Below are 21,355 nucleotides of genomic sequence, written 5' to 3'. Positions count from 1 at the left end.
GAAGAAGAAGAAGAAGAAGAAAATCAAGAGATAAAAAATACGGTTGTTGAGGTTGAAACGCTAGACCAAGGTATTGATTATACCGCCAACCCAACTATTGTTGATGAAGTTTCTGTAAATACAACGGCTTTAGAAAATGAGGTAAAGGACACAACAACCCAGCAAGAACCTGTAATAGAAAACTTAGAACAAGAGGTACAAGAAGAACCAGTAATTCATCACCAGCAAGAAGAAATTGTAAGTATCGCTCATCATCATCAAGATGTTTCTAAATATAATGATGAGCGTTTGCCTTATACCTTTTTATGGTGGTTGGCAAAAACCCGTAAGGAGTATCAAAATACGCAACCTTATGCTGGTTTTAAGTTAGATACAAGCAAGCAAATTGCAGTAAAAGAAGATGTTCTGAGTCATCAAATAGCAGAAAATATTTTCCACCTGCGTACGGTTGATGATTTAGCTCATCAGCAATCTCAAACCATACCTTTTGATTTTAGAAGAAAAGAATATCAGATTATTGAGCGTTTTATTAAGGAAGAACCTCAGATAAAGCCACCACCAGCAAATAAAATAGATACAGAGAATAAAGCAAAAAGAAGTTCAGAAGATAGTCATGAATTAGTTTCAGAAACCTTAGCTAAAGTTTATGTAGAACAAATGCTATATCATAAGGCTTTAGAGGTTTACAAGAAATTAAGTTTGAAATATCCGGAAAAAAGCACTTACTTTGCCAGCCAAATTAAATACTTAGAGTTAAAAGTTAATTAAAATATATATGACAACGTTTTTAATCATACTAGCAATTATTATTTGTATACTGTTAGTTTTAATTATTTTGGTACAAAACCCTAAAGGCGGAGGTTTATCTTCGGGTTTTTCATCCTCTAACAATATCATGGGGGTACAACGTACCGGAGACATCCTGGAAAAAGGAAGTTGGGGTTTAGCAATTGCCCTAATGGTAATTTCTTTATTGATTAATGTAGGTTCGCCAAGTGCTAGCACAGGAGGCTCTAACAAAGATTCTAAAATACAAGAGCAGATAGATAAAACTGCTGCGCCATCTGCATTGCCATCATTACCACAAGGTAAACCGGCAGATACAGCTAAGTAATCAAAATAAAAGATTTTATAGTAAGCCACTCCAAATCGGGGTGGCTTTTTTTGTTGACTTTATTTTGAAGTGGTAATAGAAAAAAATTGCAGTACTGCTGACAAGCTGACATTTAAAAATTGTTAAAAATAAGCTCTTAGAAGGGTTGAAAATGAAAAAATGACAATTATAGCCTTTGGCATACTCTATGAGTAGTGTAGAGCAAACGAAAAAAAATTAAAATCATAAAATAGAACTATGGCATTGAACATTAAACCTATCGCAGACAGAGTAGTGGTAGAAGCTGCTCCTGCAGAAGAGAAAACTGCATCAGGTATTTACATTCCTGATACTGCTAAAGAAAAACCTCAAAGCGGAACTGTTGTAGCAGTTGGTAACGGTAAAGTTGATGAACCAATGACTGTAAAAGTTGGTGATCAGGTTTTATATGGTAAATATTCTGGTACCGAGATTACTTATGAAGGTAAAGAATATTTAATTATGCGTGAGTCTGATATTTACGCGATTTTATAATCTAGTATAGCGTAGTGCGATATTCGTATTGCGAAGAAATCAATTTAAAAATAGAATTTTAGTTTGTATTGGGAGTTTTTCTCAATACGTAATACTCAAATCTCAATACTAAAAAAAAAAATGGCAAAACAAGTTAAATACAATGTAGAAGCCCGTGATGCTTTAAAACGCGGTGTAGATATTTTAGCTAATGCAGTTAAAGTAACTTTAGGTCCTAAAGGAAGAAATGTAATTATCGATAAGAAATTTGGTTCTCCTGCAATCACTAAAGATGGTGTTACTGTTGCTAAAGAAATCGAGTTGAAAGATGCTTTAGAAAACATGGGCGCTCAAATGGTTAAAGAAGTAGCTTCTAAAACTGCTGATATTGCAGGTGATGGTACTACTACTGCCACTGTTTTAGCACAAGCTATTGTTACTGCAGGTATTAAAAACGTAGCTGCTGGTGCAAATCCAATGGATTTAAAACGCGGTATTGATAAAGCAGTTGCTGTAGTTGTTGAGAACTTAAGATCTCAGTCTCAAACTGTAGGAGAAGATAATAACAAAATTAAGCAAGTTGCTTCTATCTCTGCTAATAACGATGATGTTATTGGTTCTTTAATTGCTGAGGCCATGGCTAAAGTAGGTAAAGATGGTGTTATCACTGTTGAAGAGGCAAAAGGTACAGAAACTGAAGTGAAAACTGTAGAAGGTATGCAGTTTGATAGAGGTTACTTATCTCCTTACTTTGTAACCAATGCTGATAAAATGGAAGTAGAATTAGATAATCCTTATATCTTAATCTACGATAAAAAAATCAGCAACATGAAAGAGTTACTACCAGTTTTAGAAAAACAAGTACAAACTGGCAAACCGCTTTTAATTATTGCTGAGGATTTAGACGGAGAAGCATTAGCTACTTTAGTGGTAAATAAGATCCGTGGTTCATTAAAAGTTGCTGCTGTTAAAGCTCCAGGTTTTGGTGATAGAAGAAAAGCTATGTTAGAAGACATCGCTATCTTAACTGGTGGTACTGTAATTTCTGAAGAAAGAGGTTATAAATTAGAAAACGCAGATCTTTCTTACCTAGGTCAGGCAGAGAAAATTACTGTAGATAAAGATAATACCACCATCATCAATGGTATTGGTAACGGTGATGATATCAAAGCTCGTGTAAACCAAATCAAAGCTCAGATAGAAACTACTACATCAGACTACGATAAAGAAAAATTACAAGAGCGCTTAGCTAAATTAGCTGGTGGTGTTGCAGTTCTTTATGTTGGTGCTGCTACAGAAGTAGAAATGAAAGAGAAAAAAGACCGTGTTGACGATGCTTTACATGCTACAAGAGCAGCTGTAGAAGAAGGTATTGTTGCTGGTGGTGGCGTTGCTTTCATTAGAGCGGTTGAGTCTTTAGAAGGCTTAAAAGGCGCTAATGAAGATGAAACTACAGGTATCAAAATCATTAAAAGAGCTATTGAAGAGCCTTTACGTCAAATCTGCGCTAATGCCGGAATTGAAGGTTCTATTGTAGTACACAATGTTAAACAAGGTAAAGCAGATTACGGTTATAATGCCCGTACTGATGTTTACGAAAACTTAATTGGTGCTGGTGTTATAGACCCTACTAAAGTTTCTCGTGTTGCATTAGAAAACGCTGCTTCTATTGCTGCTATGTTGTTAACAACAGAGTGTGTTTTAGCTGATGAAGCTGAAGAAGGTTCTTCTGCTCCTGCTATGCCTCCTATGGGTGGCGGTATGGGCGGTATGATGTAATCAAAACATCAGGCGCTTGCCTTCATGATATAAAAAATCCCTGTTCAGATTTTACTTGAGCAGGGATTTCTTATTTATACCATTCTTTCAAATACGGATTTTTAAATATAAGCGATGAGGCTTAAAATATCCTATTTACATATAAAAGAACATTATTTACAGGTATCTTGTTCAAACACAAAGCCTTTATCAAAATTGATTGCAGCAGGGTCTTTAAAATAAGTTTTTCCTAAATAGGTTTCTATCTCGCCATATCCTTGATATAGTTTTCCATCTTTTTTTAAGAAAGCCAAAGGATTCTTAGAAATGCTGCCTTCTGCTTTAAAAATATAATCTACAAAAAGTGTATCACCTTTAAACTCCCCTTTTATCTCTCCATCGCTGTCATCCTTTTCAAAAAAATTAAAAGCTAATTGCCCTGATATTTTACCGTCTAAGTTATTCAACTTCAGGCTGGCCGAGTCTTTCCCAACAACAGCAGTAAAACATTGTGTCTCTAAAGCATCTTCACTTGGGGTTACTGTTGAGTCTGTTTGACTCGTAGAGGGTTGATTTTGATTACAAGCCATCCATACAGATGCTAGTAACACTAAACTTGCAATAGCTGATTTTTTCATGGTTACTTTATTTTAATTAAACATATTTAAATATTTTCCGGTATGTCTGATCCAAAAAGGATGTTTGGCATAACCAATTTTTTGCGAGCTGTAAATACCATTATGTCCAGAGAAAAGGTAAGCAACCACACAGCTAATGGCAATATATATGGCTGATGACGCTCCAAAAAGCTCTATACCCATCAAAATACAAGCAATAGGTGTATTAGCTGCGGCAGTAAATACAGCAACAAAGCCCATACCACTTAATAAATCAATAGGTAAAGGTAATATACCCGATAGTGCGCTACCTAAAGTAGCACCAATAAAAAATAAAGGAGTAACTTCTCCGCCTTTAAAACCTGCCCCCAAGGTTATTGCAGTTAATACAATTTTTATGATAAAGCTATAATAAGGTTGCTGAATATGAAACGCATTTTCAATGGTATTTAAACCTAAGCCTATAAATTTAGTATCGCCCCAAATCAATAAGAAACAAATAACCATTGCGGCAGCTACTATGGGTCTGAGGTAAATATGAGGAACATATTGTTTAAACAAAGCATGAGATAAATGATTGGTGTTAGCAAATAATCTTCCTGCCAAGCCAAAAATTATTCCGGCTAGTATGGCCATTAAAATGTTTATGGCATCTATGGGAGGAGTATGAGCTATAGCATAATGGCTATGTCCTGGTTCCCAAAGGTTACAAACCCAATGTGCAATAATTGCGGCAAAAAGGCTAGGTAAAATAGCCTCGTAAACGAGATTACCTACTAAAAATACCTCTAAAGCAAAAATAGTAGCAGCTAGTGGAGTGCCAAATAAAGATGCAAAGCCAGCACTTATACCACACATCAGCAAAATTCGGCGGTCTCTTTTATGAAGTTTTAACCAACGGCTTACCTCATCAGCTAAGGCGGCACCCATTTGTACAGCAGAACCCTCTCTACCTGCCGAACCTCCGAATAAATGCGTGGTAACAGTACTAAAAAATATGAGTGGGGCCATCAATAGGGGTATTTTCTTTTTAGGTTGATGTATTTCTTCTAAAATAAGGTTATTACCTCTTGCGGCATCTTTACTCAGTTTTTCGTATAAAAATACAATCCATACACCTGCTAGAGGAAGAAAGCCAATGATCCAAAGCTGTTGTTCACGAAGGTTGGTTGCCCAATTTAAAGCTATCAAAAACCAGGCAGATGCAGTTCCGCTAAGCACACCAATAATGCTACAAATGAAAAGCCATTTTAGTAAAAACTTAAACATCAGTAACTTATCTAAAAATGCTAATGACTTTAACTTTTCTATTTGGGTAAACATGGATGTTGTTTTTTTATCATGAAAATGAAGCTGATGCGAAAGCCGATATTGATCTTTATAAGATGTGAAATTATAAAATGATACCTGCTGATGACCAAAAATAAAATAAATTTGCTCAAATCCTATGACAAAGCTATTTGAGGTTAAGATGGAGGAAGAAAAAAATAAAATTTATGACGTTTCTAAAATTCTTAATCAAACAAATATTGTAATTTTGTAAGCTATACATTTAGGAAGCATATTTTGGAAACACTTGATATTAAAATAACTAAGGTTAAGACATCTAGATTATCACAGGTTGATTTTGATAATTTACCTTTTGGTAGGGTATTTACAGACCACATGTTAGTTGCGGATTATGAAAACGGAAAGTGGCAAAATTTTGAAATTATACCTTACGGAGATATTAGTGTAAGTCCGGCAATTTCTTCACTGCATTACGGACAATCTTTTTTTGAAGGATTAAAAGCCTATAAACATGCTGATGGAAAAGTTTCTGTTTTCCGTCCCGATAAAAATGCAGAACGCTTTAATAAATCTGCAGAGCGTATGTGTATGCCTACCTTGCCAGAGGATGTTTTTGTAAAGTGCATTGCTGCATTGGTAGATTTGGAAAGAGATTGGATACCATCAAAAGAGGGTTGCTCTTTATACATAAGACCTTATATGTTTGCAACAGATAGGTTTTTGGGTGTTACACCATCAGAAACGTATAAGTTTATGATATTGACCTGTCCGGTTGGAGCATATTTTTCAAAAAATTTAAATGTAAAGGTAGAAACTGAGTTTTCAAGAGCCTGTGAAGGAGGTTATGGATATGCCAAAGCAGCCGGAAATTATGGTGGTTCTATGTATCCTGCAAAAAAAGCTTTAGAGCAGGGTTACGATCAGTTGATTTGGACTGATGCTAAAAACCATGAGTTTATAGAAGAAATGGGAGCAGCTAATATTGCATTTGTTATCAATCATAAAGTTTTAACTCCCTCTACCCGCGATACCATTTTAAAGGGTGTGACCAGAGATAGCGTTTTAACATTGGCAAAAGACTTTGGTTATGAGGTAGAAGAAAGAAGAGTTTCTGTAAAAGAGGTTTTAGAAGCCATACAAAACGGAACTTGTAGCGATGCTTTTGGTGCTGGTACCGCAGCAACTATTGCTCAAATAGCAGCCATAACCCATGAAGGCAAGGTTTATGAATTACCAAACCCTGCTGAAAGTGTTTTTGCTCATCAAATGAGAACAGCATTAGATGACATCAAACATGGTAGAATAGAAGATACCAGAGCCTGGAATTATATCGTTTAGGTTTAATAGAATAGAATAGGTTGATAAGTAAAAAATCCTCGCTACTATAATAAGGCGAGGATTTTTTGTTTATAGCTGATTGAAATGGAGTATTAATACCACTTATAGCTTATTGAATATAAATACCCGAAGTTGCACCTTGCCAACTGGCATCATAAGTTTTACCGTAGTGTGTACCATTTACTTTTTCGTAATTACTGGCTTCTAAAAGATAAAAGCCTTTCCATATAGGTGTAAAAGTAATATAGCCATTTTCATCAGCGATGTATTCTTTACTCCAACCCTCAGGAGAAAAAATCATGACTTTCCCTTTTACAAAGGCTTTGTTATTTAACAAAACCTGAAATTGTACTTCCTGATTTTTTTGATAAACTTTTTGTGATTTAAAAACTGTTTTTAGCGGATTCGGCACTTCAGTCTGAGCTTTAACATTACCTACATTCACCATAGCATAAGAAGAAAATTCATATTTAGTTGTACCGCCTAATTCTTTGGCTTCATGCACTACTGATAAAGCATATTGCCCTTGCACAGTAGGTGTAAAAGATGCTGTGAAACCATCCTGAGTTTCTTTTACTTCTAGTCTAATTTTTTCTTTTCCAGGTTGTATCAGCCATAAGCTAAACTGGTTAACATCAGAATACCATTTAGCTGGTGCTTCTTTTTCTTGTGTTGCATATTCACCATAAAAGATATTTACTTGCTGTGCTTGTCCTATTTTACCATTTAAAGGAGTTTCTATCCATAAGGCATGGGCTAATAAATTTTTAAATGGGAGCGCTAATAAGGCTAAAAAGAGTAATGATTTTAAAATTTTCATGATTGTATTTGTTAAGCTGTAATTAATTTTTGTGTGGTGATGATTTTTGCTTTTTTATTTCTTCTGCCCCACCATATCATGAAACCTGTTACAGGTAAACTAGAGGAGATAAGGCTAGCTATGAAGGCTAATATTTTACCGGGTAAGCCTAAGATGGCACCTACGTGGATGTCATAATTCATGGCGATAATTTTCTCTCCATTATTAGCATCAGCAAAATTTTTGCGATGCAGGCGTTTACCCGTGTATTGGTCAAACTGTAATTGGTCTTGGTTATAATAAACCTCTTTACCACGGTAGCCGGTAACTCTAATGGTAGCTTCTGGCGTTGAAGGTTTTAGTATAGCTAATCTATCTGCTTCTGCTAATTCTTTTTTGGCAGTATGGTAAGCTAAATCAATAGGGTTTTGGATAGTTATTAAGGTAGAATCAGCAGGGTTAGAGCTAAGCTTTATTTTCTCTGGTGCTTTGGTACTTTGGCTAGCAACCACATATACCGTAGCCTGAAACCATTTAAAAGCCCAAACCATCCCCGTAAGGGCTAAAAGTAGTAACACAAATGAGGCATAAAAACCAGCTACATTATGTAAGTCGTAATTGAGGCGTTTAAATTTTGCAGACCATTTAACTTTGAAACTTTTATTAACATTTGATTTTTTAAGATTTTTTGGCCACCATAAAATGATACCACTGATAAGCATCACTACAAAAATTAAAGTAGCGTAACCTACTATGGGCTGGCCATACGGAGTGCTTAACAGTAAACTCCAATGCATATATTTTACCAGACTAAAGAAATTGTATTTATAATCTATTTTACCAGTAATAGCTCCTGTGTATGGGTTTATATAAATGGCATCATAATATTCAATAGCTTCAAAATAGGTGATGGCATCTTCTGGACCGGCTTTAAAAAACATAAATTCCCATGCTTTATCAGCCTGTTTAAAGCTGGTTGCTGTACGTATAGGGATTTGTTTACCGTACTCGAGTTCTGCTTTTTCAATAAGCTCGGATATGGGTAAAGTTGATGTGTTTTTAGGTACATCAACATACAAAACATCATGATAATATAGGCTTGATATTTCTTTTTGAAAAACATACAAACAGCCGGTGATGCTGACTATAAACACCACTAGCCCGGATGTTAATCCGAGCCAGAGGTGAATTTTTCTGATACTTTTTTTAAAGCTCATCTTAAATTTTATGCTTAAAACTTGTAACTAAGGCTAGCATTTACAGTTCTTGGTCTTTGTGCTTCTATGGTAGACCAACCTTTGTAATATTCTTTGTTGGTAAGGTTGTCTAACTTTAAGATTAAGCCAATTCGGTTAGTTTGGTAAGATGCTGATGCGTTTAAAACGGTATACGCTGGTAGAGCAAAAGCACCAGGCAGTAACCTGTTCATGATGACATTTTCACTCGCATAGTTACCACCAAAACCTAAACCAAAGCCATTTAAATTACCTTCTAAGAATTTATAGCTTAACCATAGGTTTACCATATCTTGCGGGCCAGCACTTTCTGGTCTTCTATTAACAAATTGTACTTGGCTACTTTCAACCACTTTGCTATCGTTATGGCTATAGCCGGCAATAATATTTAAACCTTTAACAGGGTTAGCTATTATTTCTGCTTCGAAACCTTTACTGTAATTTTCGCCGTCTTGCGAGTATTGGAAAACACCTGAGCCTGGTGATGTTTCGCCACCTTGTCTTACCACATCAGAAACTCTAATATCATAATAGCTTAAAGTACCTGTGAACAGATTATTGAATAGACTTAATTTAACACCACCTTCTATTTGGTTGGCTTGCTCTGGTCTGAAGGTGTTAACTACACTTCCTTGTGTAATAGGAGCAATGTTTCTAAAGCCATTCATGTAATTACCAAAAATGGAAACCTTATCTTTTATGGGTTGGTAAACGATACCCAATTTTGGTGAAAATGCGGTTTGATCATAGTCATCATTAGGATTGGTTTCTATGCCTTTATTATCAAAATAATCTAACCTACCGCTTAACATGGCAGAAAGTTGTGGCGTAAAGTTAAATACGTTAGAAACATAAGCGCTGTAAACTTCTTGTGATGTTTTTGTTTTTGGAGCAGCTAATGTTCTTAATTTATCATCAACAGCTGGTCTGGTTAAAATACCTGTATCTTCGCCATTCATTTTAACATCGCCAACTACAGCATAGCTACTGCTATTGTTGATGATAACTTTGTTATAATAATCTAAACCAGCAACTAAGCGATTTCTAAATTTCCCGATTTTAAAATCGCCGATAAAGTTTTGCTGAATATCTGTAGTATAAGTATTGCCATTTTGTTTATTGATATATCTTCTAAATACACCATCAATATTTGGATAATTAGGGATAAATCTTGATACTTCATACAAATAAGAATAATAACCATCAGATTTAGCTGCGCTTCTAGAATATACAGTTTGCGAGGTCCAACTATCAGAAAGTTTGTAGTTCAGCTGACCTTGGAAACTACTAATTGGGTTTTTTAAAGTTAGCTCGTTATTGGTGAAAGAAAGTTTAGGATTATAACCTAACTCATCCATATTTTTAGCTAGTAATGGAGCATCTCGGTCTAAAAATATCATCGCTGGGTTTGTTCTTTCCTCGTTTAAAAACTCAGCATTTAAATCAATACTTAACCTGTCAGTTGCTTTGTAGCTTAAGGAAGGTGCAAAAGATAAAGCTTTTCTAAAGCCAGCATCTTGGAAACTGCCTTCTGTATGGTAAGCGGTATTAATTCTTAGAAATAAGTTTTCTTTAACCGGAGTATTGATATCTGCACTAAATCTGTTTAAGCCATAAGTGCCAGATGTATAGTTAATTTCGCCACCAAATTGTTCATAAGGTTTTTTGGTTACCACGTTAATTAAACCACCATAAGAAATTAAGCTACTTCCAAATAAGGTACCTGATGGACCTTTGATAACCTCTAAACGCTCAACATTAGAAACATCTAAACCACCATTGGTTAAGCCAGGTAAACCATTCAGTAAGTTAGGTTGTACCGCAAAGCCTCGTAAAGCATAATAGGCAGCTCCGTCTCCTGATCTTCCGGTAGAAGTCCAAAGTTTATCAATACCTGGGGCGTTTTTAACGATATCATCAAAACTTGTGATGACTTGTTCTTTAATCAACTCGCTAGAAATGGTACTATAAACCTGAGGATTTTCCATATTGAGAAGCGGTAACCTGGCTACATACGGAGATTCTTTTTTAGCAAACTTGTTAGCTTTAATTTGTTTAATGGTAACTTCTTTAAGTTCTTGTCCACTTTCAGAAAGTATAAAGTCTAGTTCTGTTATTTGGTTGGCTATTACTGTAACTTGTTTACTTTGTGATGCTAAACCCACATAGCTTGCAGTAACTTCATATACACTAGGTTTTAAGCCTTTAAGTAAATACTGTCCTTTATCATCTACCAAGGTGCTTTTAATTCCTTTTATACTGATAGAAACTAAGGGTGCTGCTAGTCCGTCTGAAGTTTTAACCTTGCCTTTAATAGTGCCTGTTTGGGCGTTAACCAAGTGACAACTAAATATGATAGACAGAAATAAAATAAAAGATTTTAGATAATGATTATTCATTGTATTTATTTAGATTAATTATAAACAACAGCAAATATAGAGGTGTGTTTATAAAATTCCAAATTATTTATAATAATTCTAAATAAGATGTTTTTGGTTAGTATGTTGATGGTAAATAGCTCCTGCCATACCTAATAAAGCCCAAAAGATAAGAGCAGCTTTATCTTGGTCTAAAAAATTATTCAGAAAACCATGCATCAGATAGGTTGATAAACTCAGTAAAACAGCTTGAGCATATAGTTGGAGTTGTTTATCTGGAGATTGATAAATCACAGTTAAAAGCAATTTTATAACTGTAAAAACAAGCATTAGAAAAGTGAGCAAACCTATTACACCACTTTCTATCAGAGGTCTCAAATATTCGCTATGTATGCCACCCATATCTCCGGTGGTGGTACTGATGGATGTCATTTCATGAGCTCTTTGATAGCCTGAATATTGAAACTGGTAAGTGCCTGGTCCGTATCCCCAAAATGGTTTTTCCTGAAACATCCTCCAGGCAGATTTCCATCGGTTGAGGCGTTCTACATTAGAATCATCGGTACTGATGTTAGAAATTGATTTTAGATCTCCTGCTAGGGTTTTACCTGATGCTACTTTGTTAAATCTAATGCTTTGGTAAATTTGATTTTGAAATAACAACGCAATAGATGCCGCTAATATCAAACCTATGATAATGGTTTTAAATTTTATCCGCCATTTTAGAAGCATAGCAAAGCCTAAGGTGATGAGAATGCTTAACCAAGCTGCTCTGGAATAAGAAAGTAATATACCAACTGTGGTTGATGCGGCTATAATCAACAAAAAAATAAAATTAAGAGATGATAAATAAGCTCTCCCTTTGATGATTAAAACAATGGCAAAAACAAATATCATAGCACATACAGCACTGTAAACGGTATGGTCATCAAAAAATGGATTCATTACAAACGTTCCGCTTTTTTGCGAGAAACCACGTTGCCAATGTCTGATACTGGTGTAATAAACAATCAGGCATAAGCCTAAACCATAAGAAATGATAAAGTTTTTGATATTTTGGCTTTTCTGGAAAATAAAAAATCCCCACATAAAGCCTGTGCCAATAAACCAAAAATGAGCAAGTAAAAACTTAAAGGAAACTAAAGGAATACTGCTGCTTAAACTGGTGATGATGATCCAGAAATAAAACACTGTAACACAAATGGTTAAAGGGTTTTTGAATACCGTTTTAAAGGCAGGTGGTTCTTGCCAAAGCTTTAAAAAAAACAGTAGGCTAAAGGCAAACATCATAGGTTCATCAGGCAGGTTTATACCTGCCGTACCCAGCATTAATTCTACCGATAGCGGTGTACAAAAAGCTATCAGTAATAATAGCTTATCTAAAGAAAATATAAAAAGTGCTATAACGATTAATGTAGCAGGAAGAAGCAAGCCATAATAAACAGGGAATTTAAATACCACGAAAGCTATCAACATTAAAAAGACAATGCTTACGGTATAAATCTGTTTAATAGATGTTATCAATTTAATGAGAGTTTTCCTTAACCAAAAAGCCTAAACAAGCTAACAAAAATGCACTTAAACCCATACTTAACATCACCAGTAATTTATTAGGATAAGTACTCTTTTCTGGTACGCTTGCTTTGTCAATCATGAATTTTTGTGCGGCTGATTTCTTTAAATCCACCTCGGCATTTTCATAACGTAACTGCAAATTGGTTAAAGCTTCTTTTTCTTTTTCGTAAACAGCTTCAAAATTTAAATATTTACCACTTAGTTTACTAAAAGTGTTTATGGTTGGTTGTAATGATTTTAATGTTGCTCTTGCAGCTTCTAAACGCCCTTTCGCTTTAATATAAGTGGTATCGGGTAAATCTTTTCTATTTAAATCATAAACTTTTAAACGGGCTTCTTCTGCTTTTAACTGAGTTTCTGCTTTAATAATGGCTTCGCTTAAAACTTCAGATTGTGCTTTATAATCAAAAACACCTTGGGCTCTAATACTACTTAATTGTGCTAAAATAGCATCTACCTGCTTTTGTTTTTTTTGATATTGATAAGCCAAAATATCAAAAGCTTGTTTGGCTCTTTCTTGCTGCATTAAGGTACGCATGCTATCTAATGCAAAAGACATATAATTGGCAATTTCTGCTGCTATTTTTGGGTCCTCATCTTTTACAGCAATTTTTATAGCTAAATAATCAGTACGGTTAATTTTAGTGTTGGATGTTAGTTGCGCTCTTACTTTGGTAAGGGGATACTGCTCATCCGCTTTAATATCATAATGTGCTAATAAATTAAATTTCTGAATCACTTTATCTTTCAACTCATCTGCCTGAAGCATTTCTAGAACTTGGTCGGTTTGCTCTTCACTACCAAACTCCATAAAATCTTCCAGATTACTTTCTCCTAATACAGATTTGGATATAGAGTTATTTGCAGGAATATAAAAAACGGTATAAGCTTCATATTTTGGGGTGATAATAAAGCTGGTAATTAAGCCTATCACTAAACCTATAAAAGTTATCAGCATGATATGTTTCCGATTTCTTATCATCATACTGCTGACAGAGAGAAGATTAAGCTGTGGTATTGTTTTTTCCAATTTATCGGTTTTAAACGGTTAAATTATAAATAATATCTGTTTATACCATTTTTAACATATCCTTAATTTTTTCCAGAGATAATAGTTTAATCAAAAAACTTGTGATGATACTGCCACTTACAAAGATGAATAAGGATAGCAACCAATGTATGTTACTATATTTCAGAAGGTAGCCACCCAAAACCAATATGCTTACAAAACCAAATAATTTTAAAATGATACGTAAAGGAAACTTGGCTTCAAAATAAATATGGTAAAAAGCTTGGTAAGACAAACCCGCAACTACTAAAGCTATTAAAGTGCTTAAGGCGGCACCATAAGCTAAATATTGCGGAATAAAGTAACAGTTTAACACGATGTTAATGAGCAAACCCATCCCAGAAATTATGTTTAACGCTTTTAGTTTATTTCCGGCCGTTAAAATGCTGCTAAAAATATAATATAGCACAATAAAGGGACTGTTAAACATCAATAAACCAAATACATCAGATAAATGGCTACTGCTTTTGTCTCCGTATAAAAGATGCATGATTTCTACCTTAAAAAACCAACAGCTTAGAGAAATGATAATAGCCAATACCATCAATAATTCAAAACTTTCTTTCACTACAGCCCGGATACTTTTACCCTGAGCAATAAACCTACTTACCGTTGGGAAAAACAAGGATGCAAACAAAACATAAATGATGTTTGAGGCATCTAACAAGCGGTAAGCAGCAGCATAAATACCAGCTTCTAATTGCCCGTTTGGCAACATTTTTTCTAGCATGATACTGTCAATTTTATTGTAAGCCAATACTAAAAAGGTAAAAAGGGTAAAAGGCATTAAGCTTTTTAGGATGCTAAAATCGGGTTTTAACTTGCTGATTTGAAATACAAAAATACGGTTTTGATGTAGTACTAAAGCGCAGCATATTATACTTATAGCTACCGCAATAACTTGGCTTATGGCAAAAAAAAGGAGATTACTACTTAATGCTATATCATATACCAAAAGTGGTATAAATAATAAAATAAGCAAGAGTTTATCTAAAACAGAAAAAACGGTTTCTGCCTTGTACAACTCGGCACCTTTTAAATATGACCTTAAAAAGTTCAAGAAAGACCATAAGACGTGATACAAACTCAGCCAAAATAAAAGGATAAAATAACTACTATCGTAACCACTGCAAATGGCACTTAAAAAGGTAATCACGATATAAATAGCAGATAATATCAGCTTTAAGCTAAAAAGTTTTATGTTTTCTTTGGTGGCAACTTGTTGTGCAACAGAGCGTAGTAAATAGTTATTAATGCCAGGGTCTGTAACAATGCTTAAAACAAAACTAAAGTTAAAAAGACTGTAGTACAGGCCATAAGCTTCAAACCCGGCGGCCAATTGCACACCACGTTCTACCCCAAAAATCCAGACTAATTTTATGGAAACATTTACAAGAATGAGTATAATTACCCAGCCAGCTAACTTTTTATGCATAACAGTTGAGAGATGAAAATAAACTAATAAATGCAAAGCCGCAATTTTATTATGAAGCATGTTTCTTTATCTTAGCCTTTACCTTAATTGATATTTTGCGAATAGCCGTTAACACCCGTTTTTTACAGAAAGATAACCTAGAAGGCATAGGCAGATTTTCTTTTGAAATTTTGAAAAGAATGGTTCTTAAGCATCCTGAAGTAGAGTTTATTTTTTTATTCGATAGAAAATTTGACGCTTCTTTTCTTTTTGCACCAAATGTAAAGGCATACATCGTTTATCCGCAGGCAAGGCATCCTTTTTTGTATTATATCTGGTTTCAGTACCGTTTAAAAAGAAAGTTAAAAGCGCTTAAAGCGGATGTTTTCTTGTCGCCAGATGGTTTTTTACCTTTAAATGTTGATATCAAAAAGGTAGCGGTTATCCATGACATCGCTTTTGAACATTACCCCAAAGCTATAGATTGGCTTTCTGCTATTTATTATCGCTATTTTTTTCCAAAATTTGCCCATCAGGCTGATGCTATTGTTACCGTCTCAAATTTCAGTAAAGCAGATATTGTCCAGAAATATCAAATACCAAAAAGTAAAATAACAGTTATTTATAACGGTGTTTCTGATGTTTTTAAACCTTCATTAATACAAGAAAAACATCAATTTAAGTTTGAAAAACCCTATTTTATTTATACTGGAGCCATACACCCACGAAAAAATATACTTAGCCTATTAAAAGCTTTTGAATCTTTTAAGGCAAAACATCAATTAGCCCATGTATTGGTGCTTACCGGTAGAAAAGCTTGGAAAAATCAAGAACTTGAAAATTATTATCAGCACATGCAGTACAAGGCTGATGTTATTTTTACCGGCAAACTACCCGATGATGAACTGGTAAGTTTAGTAACTCATGCAACTGCCGCTGTTTATCCTTCTTATTTTGAGGGTTTTGGCTTACCTGTAATAGAGGCTTTTGCATGTGGTACACCTGTAATCACCAGTAAAAACACAGCTATGGAAGAAATTTCTGGTGGTTTGGCATATTTAATTAATCCGTTTAACGTTTTTGACTTAGAAAATGCTTTGCTTAAATTAGCAAACATGCAACCTGATAAAGAGCAGCAGCGTAAAAGAATAGCTTTTGCACAAAGTTATTCTTGGGATGCCGCCGCAGATAAATTATGGGAAACCATACAAATTTAAGCTAATGCTATTACCATTTTACCAACAGGAGCTTTTAGAAGCCGGCTGTGATGAAGCCGGTAGAGGTTGTTTGGCAGGGCCAGTTTTTGCAGCGGCTGTTATATTACCTCCAGATTTTAACCACCCTCTGCTAAATGATTCTAAACAACTTTCAGAAAGAGAACGTTTTGCCTTACGTAAAGAGATTGAAGAAAAAGCTGTGGCATTTGCAGTTGCCGCAGTAGACCATCAAGAAATTGATAAAATAAACATTTTAAATGCCTCTTTCTTAGCTATGCATAGGGCTTTAGAGCAGTTGAAGCAACAGCCAGATTTTATTATTATAGATGGCAATAGGTTTAAGCCTTACCAAAATACCAAACACCAATGTATTGTAAAAGGCGATGGTAAATATTTCTCTATAGCAGCAGCCTCTATTTTAGCCAAAACCTATAGAGATGAATATATGGAAAGCCTGCACCAGCAGTTTCCGCATTACGATTGGAAACAGAATAAAGGTTACCCAACAGTAAAGCACCGCGAGGCTGTACTTAGTTATGGTTTAAGCCCCTATCATCGTAAAACTTTTAGGATAAGCAATCCGCAGCTTTCTTTATTCAACAACCTAGCTTATGAAAGTACTACTGCTCACCAATAGGGTCCCTTTTCCACCTCATGGTGGTTATGCTATTGTGGTATACAACACCATAAAAGAACTTATTGATTTAGGCGGTGAGGTTACACTTTTCTCTTTAAACACAACCAAACATTTCGTAAAAACAAAAGAAATTAAAGACCCTGTGTTTAAAAAAATAAAGTTTGTACAGTATAAAATTGATAATAGAGTAAAAGTAAAAGATGCATTTTTAAACTTATTTACAGGGGAATCTTACAACCTCAGCAGGTTTTACGAAAAAAACTGTGCTAGCAAACTTGCGCATTTATTAAGAACGCAAGATTTTGATATCATACAATTTGAAGGCTTGCAGGTAGTGCCTTATTTAGACATTGTTAAAGCCGTAAGTAAGGCAAAAATTATCTACAGAGCTCACAATATAGAACATCAAATTTGGAAACGTTTAACCCTGCAAGAGAACTTTTTCTTGCGTAAAATGTACTTTAACCTACTAAGTAAGCGCTTACAAAAGTTTGAGTTTAAGATTTTAAATAGTTTTAATGCCATTATTACCATTAGTGCGGTAGATGAGCATTTTTTCAAGAGTGTAGGCTGTCAAAGTCCGGTACATACCTTCCCGGTAGCACTAGATTTAGAAAAATATAATGTCCAGCAAAACCCATCATTACACAAAAGTATAGGCTATATAGGTTCTATGGATTGGCGTCCGAATTTAGAAGGTATAGATTGGTTTTTAGAAAAAGTTTGGCCTTCTATTAAACAGCTGGATGCAGGCATTACTTTCCATTTAGCAGGTAAGAATATGCCTAAATATTTGGAGGGATTAAATAGCGAGTCTTTCATTTTAGAAGGTGAAGTGGATGATGCCACAGCCTTCATAGCCAGACAACATGTGCTTATTGTACCTTTACTTTCTGGTAGTGGCATGCGGGTAAAAATTATAGAAGCAATGGCCTTAGGAAAATGTATCATTGCTACTTCCATTGCCGCAGAAGGTATCAATTATCAGCATGATGTGAATATTCTAATTGCCGATAAGGCAGATGATTTTTATAAACAAATTCTGCGTTGCTTTACTGATAAAACCTTAATCAGCAGGATAGGAAAAGAAGCTAAAAAACTGGTACTTAAACATCATAACAATAAAATGCTGAGTAAAGATTTACTAAATGTTTATGAAGCAATTTGTGACAAAAAGCCTTGATGTTTTTTTGTTAATTTCGCACCTGATCATAACACAAAGAAAATTCATGAAAAATACAGCCTTAACCGATAAGCATATAGCTTTGGGTGCCAAAATGGTACCTTTTGCAGGCTATAATATGCCCGTACAATATGCAGGAATTAATATAGAGCATGAGACAGTACGAAATGCGGTTGGTGTTTTTGATGTAAGCCACATGGGCGAGTTTATTCTTAAAGGTGAAGGTGCTTTAGCCTTAATACAACAAGTAAGTGCTAACGATGCAGCTAAACTCTTTGATGGTAAAATACAATACGCTTATTTGCCTAACAAAGAAGGTGGTATTGTTGATGATTTACTGGTTTACCGTATAGATGAAAAAACTTATATGTTGGTAGTAAACGCTTCTAACATACAAAAAGATTGGGATTGGATACAAAGCTTTAATACCCAAGGTGTGGATATGAAAGATATATCAGACCGTACCTCATTATTAGCTGTACAAGGTCCTTTAGCAGCTAAAGCGCTACAAAGTTTAACCAGCATAGATTTAGCAGCAATGGAGTATTATACTTTTACAAAAGGCGTTTTTGCGGGTATAGAAAATGTTTTAATTTCTGCTACCGGATATACTGGGGCTGGTGGTTTTGAAATTTATTTTGACCATCAACACGCTGAAAAAATTTGGGATGCTATTTTTGAAGCTGGGGCAGCTTATGGCATAAAACCTATAGGTTTAGGTGCCAGAGATACTTTAAGATTAGAGATGGGCTTCTGTTTATATGGCAATGATATCAATGATCAAACATCGCCACTTGAAGCTGGTTTAGGCTGGGTTACCAGTTTTAATAAATCTTTTACCAATTCAGAAGCCTTGGCTTTACAAAAGCAAAACGGTGTGGCTAACAAATTAGTTGGTTTTGAAATGGTAGAGCGTGGAATCCCCCGTCATGATTATGAAATTTGTGATGCCGATGGAAACGCCATCGGAAAAGTAACATCAGGTACGCAATCTCCATCTTTACAAAAAGCTATTGGTTTAGGCTATGTAGATAAAGCTTTTAGTAAAATAGATACCGAGATTTTTATCAAAATAAGAGACAATAAAATTAAAGCTAAGGTGGTTAAACTCCCTTTCATCAAGAAATCATAAATCAATCTGAAATAAGATTATAAATAATATATATGCAGCAAAGAAAGATAGAAGTTTGCCTCACCCCAGCCTTACTTCCACTTTATAATATTGAGAATTCTATAGTTATTGTTATTGATATTTTTAGAGCAACATCTTCTATTTGTTACGGAATAGAAAATGGGGCAGAAGCCATTATACCCGTAGCAACCGTAGAAGAATGCTTATCCTTAAAAGATGATATTTGCCTTTTAGCAGCAGAAAGAGATGGTAAAGTAGTAGAAGGTTTTGATTTTGGTAACTCACCATTTTCTTACACTACAGAAAAAGTTAAAGGTAAAACCATCGTTTTAACTACTACCAATGGCACACACGCTATAGACGAATCAAAAAAAACAGCTTACGAAGTTATTATAGGTTCTTTTTTAAATGTTGATGCCATTTGTAATTATCTAAAAACACAAAATAAAGATGTTTTTTTACTTTGTGCCGGATGGAAGAATAAGTTTAACTTAGAGGATACTTTATTTGCAGGCGCAGTGGTAAGCAGGTTAAAAGACCAACATTATTTTCAGGATGATGCTAGTACAGCTGCTGAGGATTTATATGAATTGGCCAAGCATGATTTAGGAGCGTATACGGCAAAGACCTCTCATAGCGAGCGATTGAAACTTCTAGGTATAGAAGAAGATATTAAGTTTTGCCTTCAAGAAAATATTACCCAAAGTATCCCTATTTTAAGAGGAAATAAGTTGGTGAAAATGTAATAAAAAACAAGATATAATATTCTAACCCCCCATAAACTAAGCATGCCATACCAACATATCTTCTTTGATTTAGATCATACCCTTTGGGATTTTGATAAAAATGCAGAAGAAACGATACATGAATTATACCATCATCATCAACTACAAGTATTAGGCATACATTCTCCTGATATTTTAATTGAAACTTATACGGCAAATAATCATCAATTATGGGCAAAATACCATTTAGGAGAAATATCTAAACAAGAGCTCAGGGCAACAAGATTTAAAAAAACTTTTATGGATTTAGGTATAGATGAAACTAAAGTGCCAAGCTCTTTTGAGGATGATTATGTACGTATATGCCCCACAAAAACTAATTTATTTCCTGATACTCATGAAACTTTAACCTACCTGCACCAGAAATATCACTTACACTTAATATCAAATGGTTTTAAAGAATCTACCGAGTATAAAGTAGAAAATACCAGATTAAAACCCTATTTCAAAAACATCATCATTTCAGAAATTGTTGGGATCAATAAGCCAGATAAGGCTATTTTTCAACATGCTTTAAATCTTGCAGGGGGTAACATCACAGAAAGTATCATGATTGGTGATAGCTTAGAAGCAGATATCAGAGGAGCTAAAAATATAGGTATGGATGCTATATATTTTAACCCAAATCATCTTCCTAAACCAGAAGATGTTGATGTACATATCCATCATTTATCAGAACTAAAAGCTTTATTATGAGTGTTAAATCAGATTTTAAATCACTAAATAAATTACTGGACAAGTATTTAAGACACTTGAAGGCTATTCATGAAGATAAATTTTTTGCAAAACCAGAGCCTCATGTTTGGTCGGTTTCAGAAGTATATTCGCATGTAATTTGGGTAAATAAAACTGCTGCAATTGCCGCAGAAAATTGCTTAAACAGAACCGCTCACATTAAAACCAGTAAACCCGACTGGCGAGTAAGGCTCATCTTATTTTTTGGTGTTTTTCCGCCAGGTAAAATTAAGGCTCCTGCGGTTGTTGCCTCAAAAGTAGAACGTATAAGTGCAGAAGAAGCTGCTAATCAAATCATTAACCTAAAGAGAAAACTACCAGCCTTAGAAGCAGATTTTAAAAATTTTGACCCTCATTATAAAATAAAACATCCCAGATTAGGCTATCTTGACGCTAAAGATTGGGTACGTTTTATGGTGGTACATACTAAACATCATATTAAGCAGTTGTAAATTGGTTTTTAATTGTGGATTGAGGGTAATTCTGATGATACAAATTGGCTGTTGCGCACAAAACCCTAGCCGGGTAGTGGCTTCTTTCTTTTCCTTGATGAAAAGAAACAAAAATCAAGGCTGATGAATATTTGT

Annotated in this window: 19 protein-coding genes and 1 pseudogene; 12 read left to right on the top strand and 8 right to left on the bottom strand. The window is 34.7% G+C overall.

Going from position 1 to position 21,355, the window contains the following annotated elements; translation table 11 throughout:
• From B2745_RS04215 to groL, 4 genes and pseudogenes are all read left to right on the top strand, one after another.
• Window positions 1-768: pseudogene (locus B2745_RS04215) on the top strand (hypothetical protein); the annotation flags it as partial.
• A gap of 7 nt (window positions 769-775) precedes the next feature.
• Window positions 776-1,114, top strand: a complete 339-nt coding sequence (gene secG, locus B2745_RS04210) for a preprotein translocase subunit SecG (RefSeq protein ID WP_304064035.1) — start codon at window positions 776-778, stop codon at window positions 1,112-1,114.
• Between the two features lie 237 nt (window positions 1,115-1,351).
• On the top strand, window positions 1,352-1,627 hold the full coding sequence (locus B2745_RS04205; protein WP_026905478.1) for a co-chaperone GroES: 276 nt from the start codon (window positions 1,352-1,354) through the stop codon (window positions 1,625-1,627).
• Between the two features lie 120 nt (window positions 1,628-1,747).
• Entirely contained in the window at window positions 1,748-3,385 is a 1,638-nt protein-coding gene (groL, locus tag B2745_RS04200; protein WP_304064034.1) for a chaperonin GroEL, read from the top strand.
• Window positions 3,386-3,537: 152 nt separating this feature from the next.
• On the opposite strand, the gene B2745_RS04195 is transcribed toward groL, so the two are convergent.
• Together B2745_RS04195 and B2745_RS04190 are read right to left on the bottom strand one after the other, a co-directional pair.
• A complete protein-coding gene (locus B2745_RS04195) occupies window positions 3,538-4,002 on the bottom strand; it encodes a hypothetical protein (protein ID WP_304064033.1) in 465 nt (154 codons plus the stop codon).
• 12 nt (window positions 4,003-4,014) lie between these two features.
• Window positions 4,015-5,304: a voltage-gated chloride channel family protein gene (locus B2745_RS04190; protein WP_304064032.1), complete on the bottom strand. Its 1,290-nt coding sequence runs from the start codon at window positions 5,302-5,304 to the stop codon at window positions 4,015-4,017.
• 243 nt (window positions 5,305-5,547) lie between these two features.
• On the opposite strand from B2745_RS04190, the gene B2745_RS04185 reads away from it, so the two are divergent.
• Complete coding sequence (locus tag B2745_RS04185; protein WP_414691918.1) at window positions 5,548-6,609, top strand: branched-chain amino acid aminotransferase; 1,062 nt, start codon at window positions 5,548-5,550, stop codon at window positions 6,607-6,609.
• Window positions 6,610-6,718: 109 nt separating this feature from the next.
• On the opposite strand, the gene B2745_RS04180 is transcribed toward B2745_RS04185, so the two are convergent.
• The 6 genes from B2745_RS04180 to B2745_RS04155 form a co-directional block, all read right to left on the bottom strand.
• Window positions 6,719-7,429: a DUF4198 domain-containing protein gene (locus B2745_RS04180; RefSeq protein ID WP_304064031.1), complete on the bottom strand. Its 711-nt coding sequence runs from the start codon at window positions 7,427-7,429 to the stop codon at window positions 6,719-6,721.
• A gap of 11 nt (window positions 7,430-7,440) precedes the next feature.
• Complete coding sequence (locus B2745_RS04175; RefSeq protein WP_304064030.1) at window positions 7,441-8,625, bottom strand: PepSY-associated TM helix domain-containing protein; 1,185 nt, start codon at window positions 8,623-8,625, stop codon at window positions 7,441-7,443.
• A 14-nt stretch (window positions 8,626-8,639) separates the two neighbouring features.
• Window positions 8,640-11,042, bottom strand: coding sequence for a TonB-dependent receptor (locus tag B2745_RS04170; protein ID WP_304064029.1), 2,403 nt, complete (start codon window positions 11,040-11,042; stop codon window positions 8,640-8,642).
• Window positions 11,043-11,120: 78 nt separating this feature from the next.
• On the bottom strand, window positions 11,121-12,497 hold the full coding sequence (locus B2745_RS04165; RefSeq protein ID WP_304064028.1) for an O-antigen ligase family protein: 1,377 nt from the start codon (window positions 12,495-12,497) through the stop codon (window positions 11,121-11,123).
• A gap of 49 nt (window positions 12,498-12,546) precedes the next feature.
• Window positions 12,547-13,626, bottom strand: coding sequence for a Wzz/FepE/Etk N-terminal domain-containing protein (locus B2745_RS04160; RefSeq protein ID WP_304064027.1), 1,080 nt, complete (start codon window positions 13,624-13,626; stop codon window positions 12,547-12,549).
• Window positions 13,627-13,666: 40 nt separating this feature from the next.
• A complete protein-coding gene (locus B2745_RS04155) occupies window positions 13,667-15,160 on the bottom strand; it encodes an oligosaccharide flippase family protein (protein WP_304064026.1) in 1,494 nt (497 codons plus the stop codon).
• A gap of 35 nt (window positions 15,161-15,195) precedes the next feature.
• Between B2745_RS04155 and B2745_RS04150 the strand changes: the two genes are divergently transcribed.
• Genes B2745_RS04150 through B2745_RS04120 form a run of 7 tightly spaced genes read left to right on the top strand, consistent with a single transcriptional unit; the run spans window position 15,196 to window position 21,220 of the window.
• Window positions 15,196-16,296 carry a glycosyltransferase family 4 protein gene (locus B2745_RS04150; protein WP_304064025.1) on the top strand — a complete coding sequence of 367 codons (1,101 nt, stop codon included), beginning with the start codon at window positions 15,196-15,198 and terminating at the stop codon, window positions 16,294-16,296.
• Between the two features lie 4 nt (window positions 16,297-16,300).
• Complete coding sequence (locus B2745_RS04145) at window positions 16,301-16,933, top strand: ribonuclease HII (RefSeq protein WP_304064024.1); 633 nt, start codon at window positions 16,301-16,303, stop codon at window positions 16,931-16,933.
• On the top strand, window positions 16,908-18,116 hold the full coding sequence (locus B2745_RS04140) for a glycosyltransferase family 4 protein (RefSeq protein WP_304064023.1): 1,209 nt from the start codon (window positions 16,908-16,910) through the stop codon (window positions 18,114-18,116). The genes B2745_RS04145 and B2745_RS04140 overlap by 26 nt, the downstream gene beginning before the upstream one ends.
• A gap of 46 nt (window positions 18,117-18,162) precedes the next feature.
• Window positions 18,163-19,248 (top strand): glycine cleavage system aminomethyltransferase GcvT, encoded by a 1,086-nt coding sequence (gcvT, locus tag B2745_RS04135; RefSeq protein WP_304064022.1) that lies wholly within the window; start codon window positions 18,163-18,165, stop codon window positions 19,246-19,248.
• Between the two features lie 32 nt (window positions 19,249-19,280).
• Window positions 19,281-19,994 carry a 2-phosphosulfolactate phosphatase gene (locus B2745_RS04130; RefSeq protein ID WP_026905491.1) on the top strand — a complete coding sequence of 238 codons (714 nt, stop codon included), beginning with the start codon at window positions 19,281-19,283 and terminating at the stop codon, window positions 19,992-19,994.
• Between the two features lie 42 nt (window positions 19,995-20,036).
• Window positions 20,037-20,729, top strand: coding sequence for a YjjG family noncanonical pyrimidine nucleotidase (locus B2745_RS04125; RefSeq protein ID WP_304064021.1), 693 nt, complete (start codon window positions 20,037-20,039; stop codon window positions 20,727-20,729).
• Window positions 20,726-21,220, top strand: coding sequence for a DinB family protein (locus tag B2745_RS04120; RefSeq protein WP_304064020.1), 495 nt, complete (start codon window positions 20,726-20,728; stop codon window positions 21,218-21,220). Before B2745_RS04125 ends, B2745_RS04120 begins: the two co-directional genes overlap by 4 nt.
• The last annotated feature ends 135 nt before the right edge of the window (window positions 21,221-21,355 follow it).

The sequence above is a fragment of the Pedobacter glucosidilyticus genome (assembly GCF_002483235.1).
Lineage (GTDB): Bacteria > Bacteroidota > Bacteroidia > Sphingobacteriales > Sphingobacteriaceae > Pseudopedobacter > Pseudopedobacter glucosidilyticum_B.
The sequence above is the reverse complement of the archived record's forward strand: the minus strand, read 5'-3'. Positions and strand labels throughout refer to the sequence as shown.